Source organism: Nitrospira sp. NS4 (genome assembly GCF_049546785.1).
In the GTDB taxonomy this organism is placed as follows: domain Bacteria; phylum Nitrospirota; class Nitrospiria; order Nitrospirales; family Nitrospiraceae; genus Nitrospira_D.
In genome coordinates, this window is sequence record NZ_JBMWAN010000004.1 from 345,887 (window position 1) to 361,375 (window position 15,489).

The window sequence follows — 15,489 nt, forward strand, 5'->3', positions numbered from 1 at the left end:
CCGCCCTGCAGCAAACCTCCCTCGTAATCGACTTGAGACCAATACCTACCACCCATCCGTGAGCTAATGAAAACCTCCATTCGGCTCACATTTCAACTCCCACATGAGCCGAATAGGTATATAATCGGCTCATGCCGTACAACTGGCAACAAAGCGACTGGCCCAAATTCCGCTATGATCTCTCCGGGATCGAAGAGGTTTTGCTAACCCTTGCCGAGAAGACCGGTCACACAAACGGACTCTTGAAGGGGCTGGCGGCCGACGCGCAGGTGGAAACCAGCATCGAGATGATGGTCGTCGAGGCGCTGACAACCTCCGCCATCGAAGGCGAACTGCTGAGCCGCAAAGATGTCATGTCCTCGATCCGGAGGAATCTCGGCATGGAGACCGGCCCTCCCGCAGGAGACAAGAGAGCCCAAGGCGCCGCCGCGCTCATGATCGACGTCCGAAACACTGTTACCGCCCCACTGACCGAAGAGACGCTGTTCGACTGGCACCGGATGATTATGCGGGGCCACCGGCATATCGCGGCCGGCCAGTGGCGGACGCATGCCGAACCGATGCAGGTCGTGTCCGGGCCGGTGGGACATGAACGGGTTCATTTCGAAGCGCCGCCATCCTCACAAATTCCGGAAAAGATGGCTCGTTTCATCCAGTGGTTCAATGACACGGCTCCAGGCGGGACAAAGGAGATTCGGAAGGCGGCCGTACGCTCGGCGGTCGCGCATCTTTACTTCGAATCAATCCATCCCTTTGAAGACGGCAATGGCCGCATCGGACGGGCCTTGTCCGAAAAGGCGCTCTCGCAGGGGCTCGGACGGCCCGCATCATTGAGCCTGTCGCGGGCGATCGAAGCCAACCGGAAACAGTATTACGAGGCGCTGCAAGAGGGGCAACGGTCGAACGAGATCACCGCCTGGGTGACCTGGTTCGTCACCATGGTGCTCGAAGCGCAGATTCAGGCCGAAGAACAGATCGAGTTCACCTTGAAGAAAACGAAACTGTTCGACCGGTGGAGAGATCAGCTCAATGACCGCCAGATGCAGATCCTTCGCCGCATGCTGGACGAAGGCCCGGCCGGCTTCGAGGGCGGCATGAGCGCCAAGAAATACATGACCATCACCGGAGCGTCCAAAGCCACGGCCACGCGTGATTTGCAGGATCTCGCGGACAAAGGTATCGTTGTGCCAGCCGGAGGCGGACGCAGTATCCATTACAAGATCAATCTGTAGAACAATTCATCCGCGGCGACACGAGGAACTTGGCCCTCCCGCCGCGTCGGCTACACGACGGACGATTGGCAGGCAGGCGCGAAGCACTTGCAGACGGACATCGAGCAGCACATGACGCTGACCAAATCCTTCTTCGAACGGACGTTCGGGGCCCTGTGAGTTACAATCCGTCATACTGCGCCTACGCGACCTGCCACTCATGAGACCCTCATGACTCATCGGTTCACCCCCCGACGCCCATGGCAACGAACAACCCGGTCGTTCGTGCTCATGTCATCCCTCGTACTGTGCGCCGCCTCGGTTACTTGGGCTGAGACCGAGGGGCGTCATCTCCTGGTCGCCATAGGACCTGAACAGCCCGGCACATCAGGGCCCGACGCCTCCGTCGTGCCTGCCGAACCGACCCCGGCGCCAACAGCGCCCCAGGCCGAGCGCCCGTCGCATCTGCTTCCCTTCTGGGCTGAAGAGGCCAGGAAGCGGGGCCACGAACTGCCTCTCACCTACGGCCTGTCGCCCACCTTCACCTACACGGCGCAGGACTTCAGCATCCGGGACCTGAAAATCGGCCTCGGGAACGCGCCGCCGACCACGCCCATTGCCTTTCTCGGCTTCGATCCCATCCGGGTCAAGGCGTACAACACCATGATGCGCTTCGACGCCTGGGTCCTGCCGTTTCTCAACGTCTATGGCCTGGCGGGCTACAGCTCAGGGAAGGGCGACACCACGGTGACGATTCCGGCCATCCCCACCGTCACCACGCAACCATCGCGGGTTCCCCTCACCATCAATTACGAGGGCCCCACATACGGAGGGGGCATGACGCTCGCCGGCGGGTACGACTGGTTTTTCGCGACCGTGGACGTTAATTTTACCTTGACCGACCTGCGCGACGCCTTCACCTCCGATATCAAAACCTTCATCTTCGCCCCGCGCCTCGGCTGGCATGGCACCGCCGGGTGGTTCAAGGGCGGCGTGTGGGCAGGCACCATGTATATGAATCAAACGGAACTGCTCACCGGCACCGCTGCACTCCCCTCGGGCCTACCGCTGAACTTCGAACTCAAGCAGCAATCGATCGACCAGTGGAATGCGCTGCTGGGATTCATGTGGGAAATTTCTCCTCGTTTCGTCTACCTGTTGGAAGGAGGCCTCGGCCCACGCGAACAAGTCACTACCTCCCTCGCCTTCCGGTTTTGATCCCAGCCCATCTTCGATATGTACGCAAACCAGACCACAAGAGGGCTAGCGCATGGCGTGCAAATCTGGTCTAATCCGCCCGATGCGACACCGACGCGCCCGACATACCACAGACAACTGGCAAGCAGGGACCAGGCATTTGCAGGCGGACATCTTAAGGCACAGGAGCTTGACACGAGAGTTTTCTGAGAAGACATTTGGGGGATTGTGAGCCCTCTTATTTAAATGTGTGAATGCAAGACCTGATGTAGCCCCGATTGGGATTTAGCTTGATGACCGACCGCTATTACAGAATTAAGAGTCCAATACTCCTCACTGGCGCGGGATTTTCTAAGCCGTTTGGCGGTTACCTTGCGAGTGAGATGTGGTCTCTCATATTTAACCAACTCAGCTCTGGTAATTACAAAGCACTCAAAACCATCCTACGTGGTGAGATGAACTATGAACGCGCTTATGATCTCGTCATGTCTGGAAGCGACTTTAGCCTTGCCGAAAAATCAGCTTTTTCAAACGCCCTCTTAGAAGCTTATAGCGAACTTGACCGTTCTATATGTGTTCATCTGGGAAACAACAGATCCCAGATTCAATGCCTTCGGTACTTTATCGAACGATTTGCAGGCGAAGGACAGGAGAGAGGATTTGTTTTCACCCTCAATCAGGATGCTCTGCTCGAAAGGTTCGCGTCTCTGGGAACAGGGATATTTCAGATCCCGTCTTTAGGCCACCCCGACTGGTTTTCAGGCAGGTTGGAGAACCAGCCTTTCCCTGAAATCGACATATCCAACCAACCCCATCTGGAACAATTCAGGAATAATTTCTGGTCGAAAGGAACTGGACTGCAGAATTTCCTATACATAAAACTCCATGGATCGTATGGCTGGAAATCCTCACGAACCGGAAACGGTATGGTCATTGGCCATGACAAAGCTGGCAGCATCTCAAGAGAACCACTCTTGAAATGGTATCTCGACGTCTTTCGTGAAGTTCTGTGCACGCCGAACATAACTCTCGTTGTTGCCGGCTATGGTTTTATGGATCGCCACATCAATGAAGTAATAATTAAAGCGGCCAGTACGGGTCTACAACTGCACGTTATTTCACCGATGCAGCCAAGAGACTTTAGAAATCACATCCTGTCAGTCACGGCAACAGCCGGTAACGTTTCTGTACCTTATGGGGCTGAAATATGGGAGATGTTGAGCGGGTATCACTGCACCTCCGCAGATAAGATGGTGCCGACCAGTGCGAGCGCCCTGCCTGGAAGTACTTTCTTCAGACAAGTAGGAATCCATTAAGCTTAGATGAACAAAGGGGCGGGAATCTTTTCTGATCGCTTGGCTTGATGAACTCACCACCAACCTGGCCTCTTGATATTCAACAGCCTGCTTCTTGGCCTCAGCTCGTACGCCTGATATTCACCCTTACCCGCATACGTTGCGCACAGCGGCCACCGCCCCATCAATTTGACGACACCCCATCTTCCACTGTATTCTGACGACCAGAATTGTGGTCATCATCACGAGAGGTCGCTATGGCTAAAACTTTGTCCTTATCGGAAGTCAAAACCCGCCTACCTGAACTCGTGGCGGGGGTACAAGAGCGCGAGGAGGAAGTCATCGTCACGAAGAATGGCCGTCCGGCTGCCATCTTGATGAATGTCGATGAATATACCCGCCTTAAAGAGACCTTGGATGTCCTGAGCGATCCGGCCATCATGAGTCAAATTGCCGAGAGCCGGGCCTTTTACAAAACGAAACGCAAAGGACTCTCGTTTGAAGACGTGTTCGGCGAGCCCCTGACGCCCGTCAAGAAGCGGCGAACTGCGTGACCCCCTTCCGGCCGGACATCCCTCCGCATGTGGCGGACGTGATCCGCTCGCTCCATCTCGACCTTACGCGATTGATCAAGTCAGCCATTCGCGCCATTGCCGCCAATCCCGAATGTGGAGAGCCGCTCCAGCGGGAACTCGACGGGTTACGGAAGTATCGCGTTCGCCGCTTTCGCATCGTCTATGCCATCGATCAGAAGGCACGAGTCATTCGCCTGATGGCCGTTGGCCACCGTCGATATGTGTATGAGGAGCTGACCGAGCGGATTCGACGAAAGACCCGAGAATAAGGGCCTCAAAACCGAACGCTCTCCATTTCGCGTGACACATCACAAAGCCTGGATAACTTCCCCCGTTACGCGGCCCTTGTTCGACACAACTGTGCGATTTGCCGCTGCACCGCGGGACGCACGCTGGTGAACGACAGGCCGAATTCACGAGGACTGATCCAGCGCACCGTCGCCCCGTCGATGATGAACGGGTGGGCCGCATCCTGCGGGAAGATGCAACATTCCACGCTCTCCCCGACCGGGACAGCCGCAAAACTCGTGATGCGACAGCCCCACGGCGAGAGGTCACGCAACACGCCCTCCCCGCTCATCCCTCGATCTTTCGCGGAAAACTGACTCCGCAAACAGACCGGGGCACGGGAATGCCGACGCTTCTCTGCCGTACGAGTCCGTGCCGCCGTCTGACTGAGCCGGTTCGAGAGCCGGGATGGCTGGACAGGCCGATGGGCCACGCCGGAGAAACCCGCACTCGCTCTCTCGAATAAATGATGGCCCCTCAGACTTTCCGCCTTCCGGCTCAGCCATTGCCCGGCCTGTTCCATGAATGCATCCACATGAGGCTTCAATTGCCGGCCACGCGTCTTCACCTCTTCCATCCAGACATCCCAGGGACCTTGGGACTGAGGAACCGGCCCTCGCCCGCCTGAGTTCAGACGCGTGATCCGTTGCGCCACTTCACGAAACCCCGGGTCCTCTCTTTTGATCCGCCCATACAGCTCAAGGCTCTCCTCATGCCGGCCCAGCAATTCCAATGTCTGCCCCATATGATAGAGAATGTGTCGTTGTTCTTCGGATGACACCGTGGGTGCCACGACCGCTTGCCGGAATGCCATGACCGCTTCTTCATGGCGGCCCGCCGCCTTCAAGCACAAGGCGATCTGCACATGCGCTTTTCCAGCATATTGAGGATCGAGGGCGGCTTTTTTGAAATCGTCGATCGCCTGAGGGAACATCTGTACCCGCTTGAGTACCAGCCCACGGTCATAGTGATCGAATGCCGACATCTGTTTGTCCATGCCTACGCCTCCGTGTTCTCGCACCATGCCCCGGGATACAAAGCCGGATGACGAACTCTGCAAGACTAACGCCTTGCACCGGAGCCCTAATTTCCATCACTTATCGAGTCGAGATGCTTCGCAGAGGGATCGAGAACCCGACAGAGCGGCCAATATGGTACGCGATACTGTAATGGACCGGAATGAACACTTGGCATGCGAGAACCAAAGCGGTCGGAACTCGTTTGTGATCAGGCCCGTTTCATGCGGCGGGGCAGGATCATGACGGATGTGGGGCGATGCACGGGTAGGACCAGCCTGGTGCGAGCAATGGCATCCAATAGAGCGGGGTCTGCGTTCAGAACGTCACCGTCATCTGCGCCTAGCCATACCCATGAAACCGTGTCGCGGTGTTGTTGCCTCCATGGAGAGGGTTTGGCGCTAAAGATGGGGGCATCGCTCCTTCAGCCAGAGCATGCCCCCATCATTGGCTTTTGGACTCCTTCCCCTTAAACTCAGGACCAAGCAGGCCGCGGCTCTCGAATACTTTCACTGGGAGCAGCAGCCCAAGCCAAACGGCCTGGGCTCGAAGGACGACCGCGGCGGCAGCCGCTCAAGAATTCTTTACCTACCAGCGATCGCGCTGGCCGCCGACGCCGGTCGCCCCGCGCCCGGCGCTTCCTGCGCGCGCCTCTTGAGGACGAGCTTCGTTCACTGTGAGTGTGCGTCCGCCCATTTGTGAGCCGTTCAAGGCGCTAATCGCGGCTTGGGCCTCAGCGTCGGAGGACATTTCGACAAAACCGAACCCCCTGGACTGCCCGGTGAACTTATCCGTGATGATCCGCACTGAAGCGACCACGCCGTGTGGCGCAAACAAGTCACTCAGCTCCTGCTCCGTCGCCGAATAGGGTACCCCACCGACATACAGCTTCACACCCATCGGATTTCCTCCTTTAATGATTAGGACTTACTTACGGCCCATCAATTGGCTGGTCACTTGTACGTCACCAGACATGAATACTGTATCGGTCGCCGTTCGATTCTATTGTCATGGTTTGTACGACAGAAGAACCGGAGGGGAGGAACCGAAGGAGTCGAGATTTTTTTGACAGTCCGGTTTCGCAGACCACGGCGCCCTATCGCTCAACGTTCAGGCCTTGCTCTACCAAGATGCCTGGCTCGCATAGGTACGAGGGAAGCGCTCCTCCCGACAAAGATTGAGGGTCAGGGCTTGTAATCACACACAGCTTCCATGATGGCCATCCATTGAAGACGTCCTCCCCTTCTGCTCTTCTGTCCGGTCACACGCACCGGCTGCGTCGTGAGGAATGGCGTCTTCCCCGACGCAGAAAGTCCCTCTCGAATAACCAGGCCCCTCGCCACATGAATCCCCTGTAGGTAATTCACCCTCCCGGTTTCGCCGCACAATCAGGAACTTTGATCGACTCTTCTGTTTGGGTGCAGCTGTTTCCCTACAACCCTACAGCTCTAGAGATGCAGCAGCCTACATTTACCCTATCAATCCATGGTTTCCGCGGCCAGACAGTGGCATCGGCCTTGCTCATAGTCTTTCAATCATGACGCTCACACAAATCAACTTCGATGAGGAGTGAACATGAAAGTCCTCTGTGCCTGGTGTGAACAGGACGGGAAGCAGGCGCTGATGCGTGAGAGTGCAGCCGACGCTCACGCCATGGTCACACATGGTATTTGTGACGATCACGAATCCATTCTCCGGAAGCAGGTTGAGGACCTCACTCACGGGCGCAGACAGGACTCGCTACGCCCCCGTCTACTTCGCCAATCTGACGCCGCATAACAAGCCTCGAACTCGTAACGGGCTTTCCGGACGACTTGTATGTTGGTCACCTTCCGAATCGATGAGCTCACGGTCCACTGAATAGACAGACTGGGCGTAGCCGGCCACAAGCATCAGCACTTTTCCCATCGGCCCCTTGTCCAACTCACATGAATCCTCGGACAGCTCTTCGAACGGGAGCCTGTCGTCCGACTGGGAACAAACTCAATGAACCGGGAGTCCGTTGTAAGGTCGGCAGGCCCTTGAAGGGCAGCGTATATCCTCTGTATTCTGCACACGATCAGATGACACCATGACCTGGCCTGGCCTGGCCACACCAAAGGGCCTCGATCCCAAGGCTCAGGGAAACCAATGGAGCACAGTGGACCCATGATCGAGATCTACACAGACGGTGCCTGTAGCGGCAACCCCGGACCGGGCGGATGGGGCGTGCTGCTCCGCGTCAGCACAACTGAAACGGAGTTGTGCGGCGGCGAGCCGGCGACGACGAACAATCGCATGGAACTGCTCGCCGTGATTGAGGCCTTACAGTCGTTCAGGGAGCCGGTGGAAGCGCTGGTCTATACCGATTCGCAGTATGTCCAGAAGGGCATCAGCGAGTGGATCCACAACTGGAAGCGGCGCGGCTGGAAAACGGCAGCCAAGGAGCCCGTGAAAAATGAGGACCTCTGGCGCCGCCTGGATGCGTTAGCGGCCGGCCATACCATCGAATGGCGTTGGGTCAAGGGACATGCGGGTCATCCGGACAATGAACGGGTGGACGCCCTCGCTCGCACCGGCCTGGAACAGGCCCGCCGCGTCGGCAAGGCAGTCGGCGGGACAGTCGAAGAGAAGGACCCGGGGGCCGGGAGGCTTTTTTGATCGCGCAATGCGATGAGATACCGACCGGTCCCCTTTCGCCGGGTAGGGCGGGGGCTTTTTCCATTCCTTCAAACATTTCTCGCCAGCGGCCCGGATGGCTATCAATCATGCGTGCCGCCATGGCATCATCGCCGCATGAAAAGCGGTCTCTGTTGCTGGTGCACGATGGTGTTTTACTTCCGTCCTGATGTCATACGATCGCTCCTGATCCTCATCTTGTTGGTTGCTCCCCTTGCTGCCGCACAAGCAGAGAACGTGGCGCCCGGTGCCCACTGGGGCGCCATCGACTTTCCCGATCGGGACCGTACCTTGATGGCGGGATTTACCGTGAATCGGTTTACGGAATTTGATGCACACCGGGTGCGCTTCAATGGTGTCACTGAAAGCGCAGGATTCAATTTCGCCACAGTCAGTTGGACTGACCGTATCAAGGCACTTCCCGGTTGGTCCGGCAATCTGACGATCGGGGCCGGGCCTACCGGGGAGAACCCCTCAAGCAATATACAAAATACCTACCATAGTTGGACCAACCAGGCTGTGGTTCCTGTTGATCAAACACGCTCTGGTTGGGATGCCATGGTCGGCGGATCGCTGACCAGATGGGACAAACTGTTCTCGGCCCGTGACACCGGGTTTGCCGGCATGGGGATCGCCGCGGGATCCCTCTATCAAGAACTGTACGGGCGGATCGGGCTGCGGCAACTGTCGCTGGCGGAGCTCGTGGCCTGGATGCTTCCCGGCACGGAGCCGGAATTTCTGAAAGATGTTTCTCGATTCGTGCGGTTTTCCGTCATGGGGCGGTATGGCCTGCTCTATGGAGGCTCTGCCTATCACAGCGACGTCATTGCCTCGCAATCCTATCTGGGGCAAGCCTCGGTGTCGTTCGCGGATTATGGCGTGGGCGAAGGCCCGGCGCCACGATGGGAACTGGAATTGGCGCTTACGTACGATTCCGGCTTGTTTGAGTCCCCCAATGGAATAAGGCTGACGCGCCGTTTTGGGTCCATTGCCCTGCGGTTTCCGTACGGGACGCTTGAGACGTGGAACGATTGGGTGGGGTCAACGGACTCCGGCCCGACCTTCGGCATGAGCCTCATGCTGAATGTCCTTCAACTCTACCCGCTCTTCGCCGGCAAGTGAGCACCGGGACCGACATGGAGGGATCGGAAGTCGTTGCTGATTGTGCCGCACGATCACAGGCCGACCGTTCCCATCTTGTGGCGGAACCGAACCGCTCACCCTGTACCTTCCCCCGATCCCCTTACGCTTCGGTTTCGCATTCTCCGGGCTTCCGGGCACTGGGAGGAGATCCGGTTCGTCCGGCTGGTTTGGTTTAGAAAACCGGGCCAACCAGACGAACGCGAAACAGTCGCCTGTGCTAGCGGCCCTTCGATTCGGCTGGTTGCTCGTACGCCCGGCAGACGTCTGCCAGTGAGAGCACGCCGATGATCGTTCGGTCGGCCGTGACGGCCAGGTGGCGAATGCCTTCCTTCTTCATGAGGGCGGTCGCCTCGGCCAAGGACTCGGTCTCTTCAATGGTCACCACGGGCTTGCTCATACACATCACGACCGTGGTCGTGTTGGGATCGAGCCCCTTGGCCACGGCCTTCCGGCTAAGGTCGGAATCCGTGACGATTCCGATGTAACGGGAGCCGTCATCCACGATCAACGACCCGACTTTGTACTTTTGCAGCAGGCGCCCCGCTTCCTTGATGGTGGCGGCACGATGCACGCTGCGCACATCGTGGGACATGTACTCTTCGACCGTCCCCCGCAACCGGTTCTTGCCGTCACGGCTCCCCTGCCGGGTCGCCTGCACACGGTGGCGCAACTCCAGGTCTGCGAGGCAGCTTTCGAGCACCTGCCGGCGCTGCTGAAGGCACTCGCGTTCCACATCATGCATGCCGCTTTCCTGCGCTTCTTCGGGCAGCAGGACGGACTCGCCGCTCTTGGCGTAAAAGTAGGCCTCGGCTTCGTCGGACGCGGCGCCGAACACCTGTCCGATGAGGTCCTCGGCCGCTTCATCGAAGTCCTCCAGCGAGGCGCTCCCCCGCTTGCGCGAGAGAAAGGGCTGGAACTTGACCAGCATCTGCTTCATCCGTTCGATATAGCGATCGAGAATATCGCTGCGTGTCAATCCGGTCCGTACTCGTTTCGGCATGCTGTTCCTCCTACGTTGTGCGCAGGAGAATAACCTAAGCCGGGCGTAGGCTCAAGATCCTCCTCGCATAGGCTGCGATCCATGCGCGCTACGCAGTGTTCGGCACAGCCGACTCCTTTCCTACCGATGCTTTCCTGGGACCGCCGCCCCGGACGCGATGCATCTTGTCCCTGGTGTGATAGGGCAACAGTCCTTCCAGCACGGCCGGGAGCTTCTCGCAGGGTACGTCCTCCATGATCTTGATGGCCAGCTTCGGATCGGGCCCCGACCGCCCGCCGACGAAAATATCGACGGCCTCGACGACTTTGCCGTCGATCTTGGTCTTCTTGCCCAGTAACCCGACATCGGCCACCAGATGATTGCCGCAACTGGCCGGGCATCCGGACCAGTGCATGGTGATGGGTTTCAGCGTTCCGCCGAGCCGTCCCTCCAGGGCTTTGGCGACCTCGACCGCCCGGCTCTTGGTTTCGATGACCGCCAGGTTGCAGTAGTCGTTGCCGACGCAACTCACCAGCCCCCGATAGAGCGCGGACGGGTTGTAGGCGAACTGCTTGAGCAGCGGCTCTTCCGCCAACTCGCCGATCTTCCGGTCGCTGATGTTCGTGACGATCAACGCTTGGCCCGGGGTAATGCGCACCTCTCCCGTTCCGTACTTCTCGGCCAGGCTGAGGATCTTCAGCAGATCGCCCGCCTTCATGCGTCCCACGAGGACTTTCAACCCCGCATAGTTCATCCCCCGTTGCCGTTGCCGAAAGATCCCGACGTGATCGGTCTCGCCCGGCTTCCGCGCATCGTCGCCGGCCGGCGCCAGCCGTTTGCCGACTTTCGCCTCGACTTCGGCGCGGAACCGGCCCGTGCCCCATTCCTCGAGGAGAAAGGCCAGGCGGGCTTGCGTGCGATTCTCCCTCGGCCCGTGGTCCCGATAGATCTCCAGGATCGCGCAACAGACCTCCAGCGCGTCGGCCGGATTGACGAACACATCCAACGGAGTCGCGATTCTGTATCCGCCCGATCCCAGCTTTCCCCCGACGAGGACGTTGAATCCCACGCATCGGTCGTGGCCGAGATCGTAGTAGGCCGGCACGAGTGCCAGGTCCTGCGTCTCCATGTGCACGCAGTTATGCGGACAGCCCGTGACCGCCACGTTGAGCTTGCGCGGCAGATTGGAATAGGCCGGGTTGCCGAGAATCTCGTCGTTGATCGCCCGCACCAGCCCGGTGGTTTCGACGATCTCGTCGGGATTGAGCCCGGACACCGGGCAGGTCATCACGTTCCGCACGTTGTCCATGCCGGTTTGCAGCGATGTGAGCCCCACCCCCTCCATCTTGGCAAACACCGCCGGCACGTCTTCGATCTTGATGTGCCGGAGTTGGATTTGTTGTCTCGTCGTCAGGTCCAGCAGACCGTTCCCGTACGTTGAGGCGATCTCCGCGAGCGCCCGCAGTTGATACGTGGTCGTTTGGCCTCCGGGAATCCTGACCCGCACCATGAAAAACCCCGGCGTCGGATCCCGCAAGAAGAGGCCATACCACTTGAGCCGCTGGATGTCGGCTTCAGGAATCGACGCCCACCCCGTCATCGCGTAGTGGGCAATCATCTCCCGCACGGCCAATCCGTCTCGCTCAGTCTTTATCGCCTCGATCTTGTTCATCCTCTCCTCCTCACAGCCTAGTTGGTGAACTCCACACGATACCCGGCAGGGCCGGGCAACAATCGCACCACCCCTTCTCGACTCCACCGGTCGATGGTGAGAAAGACCTGGGCATAGCAGTCCTTCGGCAACATCTCGACCACATCGTCCAGCGTACGAGGGCTGCGGTCCCGCAGCAGATCGACCAGCGCCCGTTCCACCCCGTTCAACGCCCGATCACCCGCCCGTTCCCCGTTCATCGCCGCCTCCTTTCTGTCATCCCCTCAACGCAAAAGCGCCAGCCTCCAAGATGCCCCCGTTCAGGAGCCCCGGAAGCCGGCGCCATTGCCAGCCGAACGGCGCCGACATCATCGGCGGCGCCTGTTTTCCGATCCTGTTAGAACGTCTTATATTCGAGCCATTTGCCGTTCAGCGTAATTTTGCACCGGGCCTCGCCCTGGCTGCCTGTCACTTTTTCCATATCCAGCGTGAAATCGATGGCGCTCATGATGCCGTCGCCGAACATCTCGTTCGCCTGGTCCCGCATCGAGTCGCCATAGACCCCGATAATCTCCAACAAGCGGTACTTGAATGGATCGGTCGCGTTCGGGAAGTCCGTCCGGACCGGGAACTTGCTCAGTGCCGCGGTCGTCTCGGCATCCAGCTCCAGCATCGCCCCGACCTTCTTCGCCTCGTCTAGCGTGAACTTATGGTTCCCGTTGAGCGCCGCCGCCACAAAGGTCGGGTTCTTGCCGACGACCTTGGCGACCTCGGCAATGGTGACGTTCTTCTTTTGGCGCTTTTCCTTAATCGCCTTCCGGATTTCATCTTTCGACATATTCATCTCCTCGTGTGAATGTGAGCCTGCTCTCTCTCTCTCTCTGATCTCCCCGCTTACGACCGCACCACTGCCGGCGACACCGGCGCAGAAACAGTCACCGGCTCCGCTGCTTCGACCCGGTACGGGCTGACCAGCCAGTAGAGCCCTCCGACGAACAATCCGCCGCCGACGACATTGCCCAGGACCACGAAAAGCTGGTTGTACCAGAAGCCTCCCCAGCTGATACCCGCCTCATGCGGTAGGAGCAACGCCATCCCCAGGAACGACTGGTTGGCGATGCTGTGCTCGAACCCCGTCCCGATGAAGGCGAACAGGCACCAGAAGATCAGCATGATCTTGGCGGCGTCATTGCTGGTCCGGCCGGACATCCACACCGCCAGGCAGATCAGCCAGTTGCAGAGAATGCCGCGGATGAACAGCTCCCACGCCGGCAACGACATTTTCGTCGCCGCTACCTTCCCGATGAATTCCGCCGTCGGCCCTTTCGCAAACACGCCGGACTCCACGACCAGCCAGGCCAGGGCGAGCGACCCGATCAAATTGCCAACCCATGACCAGACATTGAATTGGACCACTTGCGACCAGGTGACGCTGCGGGATAATCCGCCGATCGCGCCGATCATGTTGTTGCCCGTGAACAGTTCAGAGCCCGCGAAAATCACCAGGGTCAGCGCGATCCCGAACGAGGCCCCCATCACCAGTTTCACGACCGGCGAGCCGGCCGCCATCAGCGGACCGCCGAGACTGAAGATCAACGCAATCCCGAATCCCAGATACACCCCGGCCATCACCGAGAGCAGCAGATAGCCGCTCAACGACCGATCGAGAAATCCGAACTTCTTCTTCGCCAGCCCGGCGATCCGCTCATGATCCGCGAGATGCATCGTATCCTCCTTGGCTGAGGTGGAATGCCCGTCGCCGTTGCCTTCACAAACAAAAAGGCGCCCTCATTCCCGCCAGGGAACAAGGACGCCTTCGTCCTTTCGTGAGGTGCCGCTGCACCTCCGGTGAGACGGCATCGTCCCACCACTGCTCTTGAAACACAAAGGCGCCCGCCATTCATTCCTGAATGACGGACGCCTTTGTCCGTGTCATGATTCTGTGAGCAGGCTTGAAGCGCCGTTGCCTCAAGTTAGCTCGTAGGAAGCTTGTAGCATGCTTCCCGGGAATCCGTCAACCCATACGTTCCAATGGGCCGGGAATCTCTAAATATCGTAATACAGGAAGAACTCGTACGGGTGCGGACGCAGCCGCATCGTATCGACTTCCTTGGTCCGCTTGTAGCTGATCCAGGCCTCGATCAGATCCTCCGAGAAGACCCCGCCTTTGAGCAGGAATTGATGGTCTTTCTCCAGGTTGTTCAGGGCCTCGTCCAGGCTGCCCGGCATGGTCCGGATCTTCGCCGCCTCCTTGGCCTCAAGATCGTAGAGGTCCTTCTCCGCCGGTTCGCCCGGGTTGATCTTGTTCTCGATGCCGTCCAGGCCGGCCATCAGCATGGCCGCGAAGGCGAGATAGGGATTGGCGCCGGGATCCGGGAAACGCACTTCAATCCGCTTCGCCTTGGGGCTCGGCGAATACATCGGGATACGGATGCCGGCCGACCGGTTCCGGCTGGAATACGCCAGCAGCACCGGCGCTTCGAACCCCGGCGTCAGCCGCTTGTACGAGTTGGTCGTGGGATTAGTCAGGGCGGCCAAGGCCGGCGCGTGCTTCAGAATACCCCCGATGTAGTGCAGGCACATCTGCGACACGCCCGCATACTCTTTGCCCGCGAACAGGGGCTTGCCGTCCTTCCAGATGCTCTGGTGGGTGTGCATGCCGGACCCGTTGTCGCCGAAGATCGGCTTCGGCATGAAGGTCGCGGTCTTGCCGTGACGGCGCGCCACGTTCTTGACGATGTACTTGTACATCATCATCTTGTCGGCGGTCCGCACCAGCGAATCGAACCGGATGTCGATTTCGGCCTGTCCCGCGGTGGCCACTTCGTGGTGGTGCTTCTCGATCTCGATCCCGGCCTTCTCCATTTCCAGAACCATTTCGGTCCGGATGTCCTGCTGGGTGTCGGTCGGGGCCACGGGGAAGTAGCCTTCCTTGCTGCGGATCTTTCCGCCCAGGTTGACACCCTCCTGGCCCATGTTCCAGACGCCCTCTTCGGAATCGATGAAATAGTAGCCGCTGTGGTTCGTCTGGTCGTAGCGGGCATGATCGAAAATGAAGAATTCGGCTTCCGGTCCCCAGTAGGAGATGTCGCCGATCTTCGTCGTCTGGAGATACTTCTCCGCCTTCTGGGCGATGTAGCGGGGGTCGCGATCGTAGGTCTCGCGCGTGATCGGATCGACGACGTTGCCGACCAGGCTCAAGGTCGGCACCGCGCAAAAGGGATCGAGGCAGGCGGTCGCGGGATCGGGCACGACCAGCATGTCGCTGTTGTTGATCGCCCGCCATCCCCGGATCGAGGACCCGTCAAGGCCCGACCCGTCCTTGAACAACCCTTCCGTCAACTCCCCGATCGGGATCGTAAAATGCTGCCAGGTGCCGATCAGATCGACAAACTTCAAGTCCACGACTTGAACCTTGTTCTTCTTCGCATACTCTAAGACTTCACGAACGTTCATCCCCTCCTCCTTTCAGGATC

The 15,489-nt window shown here is 58.8% G+C and carries 15 protein-coding genes; 7 read left to right on the plus strand and 8 right to left on the minus strand.

What is annotated here, in order from left to right:
* The first annotated feature begins 131 nt into the window (after window positions 1–131).
* The 5 genes from ACO9S2_RS13500 to ACO9S2_RS13520 all read left to right on the plus strand — a co-directional run bounded on the left by ACO9S2_RS13500 (window position 132) and on the right by ACO9S2_RS13520 (window position 4,547).
* The gene (locus ACO9S2_RS13500) at window positions 132–1,232 is read left to right on the plus strand and encodes a Fic family protein (protein ID WP_423722901.1); all 1,101 of its coding nucleotides are present in this window, start codon (window positions 132–134) and stop codon (window positions 1,230–1,232) included.
* A gap of 210 nt (window positions 1,233–1,442) precedes the next feature.
* Window positions 1,443–2,429 (plus strand): hypothetical protein, encoded by a 987-nt coding sequence (locus ACO9S2_RS13505; protein ID WP_423722902.1) that lies wholly within the window; start codon window positions 1,443–1,445, stop codon window positions 2,427–2,429.
* 272 nt (window positions 2,430–2,701) lie between these two features.
* Window positions 2,702–3,724, plus strand: a complete 1,023-nt coding sequence (locus ACO9S2_RS13510; RefSeq protein WP_423722903.1) for a hypothetical protein — start codon at window positions 2,702–2,704, stop codon at window positions 3,722–3,724.
* Between the two features lie 236 nt (window positions 3,725–3,960).
* Window positions 3,961–4,257, plus strand: coding sequence for a type II toxin-antitoxin system Phd/YefM family antitoxin (locus ACO9S2_RS13515; RefSeq protein ID WP_423722904.1), 297 nt, complete (start codon window positions 3,961–3,963; stop codon window positions 4,255–4,257).
* Entirely contained in the window at window positions 4,254–4,547 is a 294-nt protein-coding gene (locus ACO9S2_RS13520) for a type II toxin-antitoxin system RelE family toxin (protein ID WP_423722905.1), read from the plus strand. The genes ACO9S2_RS13515 and ACO9S2_RS13520 overlap by 4 nt, the downstream gene beginning before the upstream one ends.
* A 65-nt stretch (window positions 4,548–4,612) precedes the next feature.
* On the opposite strand, the gene ACO9S2_RS13525 is transcribed toward ACO9S2_RS13520, so the two are convergent.
* Both ACO9S2_RS13525 and ACO9S2_RS13530 read right to left on the minus strand, forming a co-directional pair.
* Window positions 4,613–5,563 (minus strand): PilZ domain-containing protein, encoded by a 951-nt coding sequence (locus tag ACO9S2_RS13525; protein WP_423722906.1) that lies wholly within the window; start codon window positions 5,561–5,563, stop codon window positions 4,613–4,615.
* Between the two features lie 607 nt (window positions 5,564–6,170).
* The gene (locus tag ACO9S2_RS13530; RefSeq protein ID WP_423722907.1) at window positions 6,171–6,482 is read right to left on the minus strand and encodes an RNA recognition motif domain-containing protein; all 312 of its coding nucleotides are present in this window, start codon (window positions 6,480–6,482) and stop codon (window positions 6,171–6,173) included.
* A gap of 1,248 nt (window positions 6,483–7,730) precedes the next feature.
* Here ACO9S2_RS13530 and rnhA point away from each other — a divergent pair.
* Both rnhA and ACO9S2_RS13540 read left to right on the plus strand, forming a co-directional pair.
* Window positions 7,731–8,222 carry a ribonuclease HI gene (gene rnhA, locus ACO9S2_RS13535; RefSeq protein ID WP_423722908.1) on the plus strand — a complete coding sequence of 164 codons (492 nt, stop codon included), beginning with the start codon at window positions 7,731–7,733 and terminating at the stop codon, window positions 8,220–8,222.
* Window positions 8,223–8,357: 135 nt separating this feature from the next.
* Window positions 8,358–9,362: a hypothetical protein gene (locus ACO9S2_RS13540; protein WP_423722909.1), complete on the plus strand. Its 1,005-nt coding sequence runs from the start codon at window positions 8,358–8,360 to the stop codon at window positions 9,360–9,362.
* A gap of 238 nt (window positions 9,363–9,600) precedes the next feature.
* On the opposite strand, the gene ACO9S2_RS13545 is transcribed toward ACO9S2_RS13540, so the two are convergent.
* The 6 genes from ACO9S2_RS13545 to glnA form a co-directional block, all read right to left on the minus strand.
* Window positions 9,601–10,383, minus strand: a complete 783-nt coding sequence (locus ACO9S2_RS13545; RefSeq protein ID WP_423722910.1) for a cyclic nucleotide-binding/CBS domain-containing protein — start codon at window positions 10,381–10,383, stop codon at window positions 9,601–9,603.
* Window positions 10,384–10,471: 88 nt separating this feature from the next.
* Window positions 10,472–12,034 (minus strand): ferredoxin--nitrite reductase, encoded by a 1,563-nt coding sequence (locus tag ACO9S2_RS13550; protein ID WP_423722911.1) that lies wholly within the window; start codon window positions 12,032–12,034, stop codon window positions 10,472–10,474.
* Window positions 12,035–12,051: 17 nt separating this feature from the next.
* Window positions 12,052–12,273, minus strand: coding sequence for a hypothetical protein (locus ACO9S2_RS13555; protein ID WP_423722912.1), 222 nt, complete (start codon window positions 12,271–12,273; stop codon window positions 12,052–12,054).
* Between the two features lie 137 nt (window positions 12,274–12,410).
* Window positions 12,411–12,851: a cyanase gene (cynS, locus tag ACO9S2_RS13560; protein WP_423722913.1), complete on the minus strand. Its 441-nt coding sequence runs from the start codon at window positions 12,849–12,851 to the stop codon at window positions 12,411–12,413.
* A 56-nt stretch (window positions 12,852–12,907) separates the two neighbouring features.
* Window positions 12,908–13,738 (minus strand): formate/nitrite transporter family protein, encoded by an 831-nt coding sequence (locus ACO9S2_RS13565; RefSeq protein ID WP_423722914.1) that lies wholly within the window; start codon window positions 13,736–13,738, stop codon window positions 12,908–12,910.
* A gap of 321 nt (window positions 13,739–14,059) precedes the next feature.
* Window positions 14,060–15,469 carry a type I glutamate--ammonia ligase gene (gene glnA, locus ACO9S2_RS13570; protein WP_423722915.1) on the minus strand — a complete coding sequence of 470 codons (1,410 nt, stop codon included), beginning with the start codon at window positions 15,467–15,469 and terminating at the stop codon, window positions 14,060–14,062.
* Between the last annotated feature and the right edge of the window lie 20 nt (window positions 15,470–15,489).

Coding starts and splice junctions, on each gene's coding strand:
- ACO9S2_RS13500 (WP_423722901.1), top strand. CDS start 132: ATGCCGTACAACTGGCAACAAAGCGACTGGCCCAAATTCCGCTATGAT.
- ACO9S2_RS13505 (WP_423722902.1), top strand. CDS start 1,443: ATGACTCATCGGTTCACCCCCCGACGCCCATGGCAACGAACAACCCGG.
- ACO9S2_RS13510 (WP_423722903.1), top strand. CDS start 2,702: ATGACCGACCGCTATTACAGAATTAAGAGTCCAATACTCCTCACTGGC.
- ACO9S2_RS13515 (WP_423722904.1), top strand. CDS start 3,961: ATGGCTAAAACTTTGTCCTTATCGGAAGTCAAAACCCGCCTACCTGAA.
- ACO9S2_RS13525 (WP_423722906.1), bottom strand. CDS start 5,563: ATGGACAAACAGATGTCGGCATTCGATCACTATGACCGTGGGCTGGTA.
- ACO9S2_RS13530 (WP_423722907.1), bottom strand. CDS start 6,482: ATGGGTGTGAAGCTGTATGTCGGTGGGGTACCCTATTCGGCGACGGAG.
- rnhA (WP_423722908.1), top strand. CDS start 7,731: ATGATCGAGATCTACACAGACGGTGCCTGTAGCGGCAACCCCGGACCG.
- ACO9S2_RS13540 (WP_423722909.1), top strand. CDS start 8,358: ATGAAAAGCGGTCTCTGTTGCTGGTGCACGATGGTGTTTTACTTCCGT.
- ACO9S2_RS13545 (WP_423722910.1), bottom strand. CDS start 10,383: ATGCCGAAACGAGTACGGACCGGATTGACACGCAGCGATATTCTCGAT.
- ACO9S2_RS13550 (WP_423722911.1), bottom strand. CDS start 12,034: ATGAACAAGATCGAGGCGATAAAGACTGAGCGAGACGGATTGGCCGTG.
- ACO9S2_RS13555 (WP_423722912.1), bottom strand. CDS start 12,273: ATGAACGGGGAACGGGCGGGTGATCGGGCGTTGAACGGGGTGGAACGG.
- cynS (WP_423722913.1), bottom strand. CDS start 12,851: ATGTCGAAAGATGAAATCCGGAAGGCGATTAAGGAAAAGCGCCAAAAG.
- ACO9S2_RS13565 (WP_423722914.1), bottom strand. CDS start 13,738: ATGCATCTCGCGGATCATGAGCGGATCGCCGGGCTGGCGAAGAAGAAG.
- glnA (WP_423722915.1), bottom strand. CDS start 15,469: ATGAACGTTCGTGAAGTCTTAGAGTATGCGAAGAAGAACAAGGTTCAA.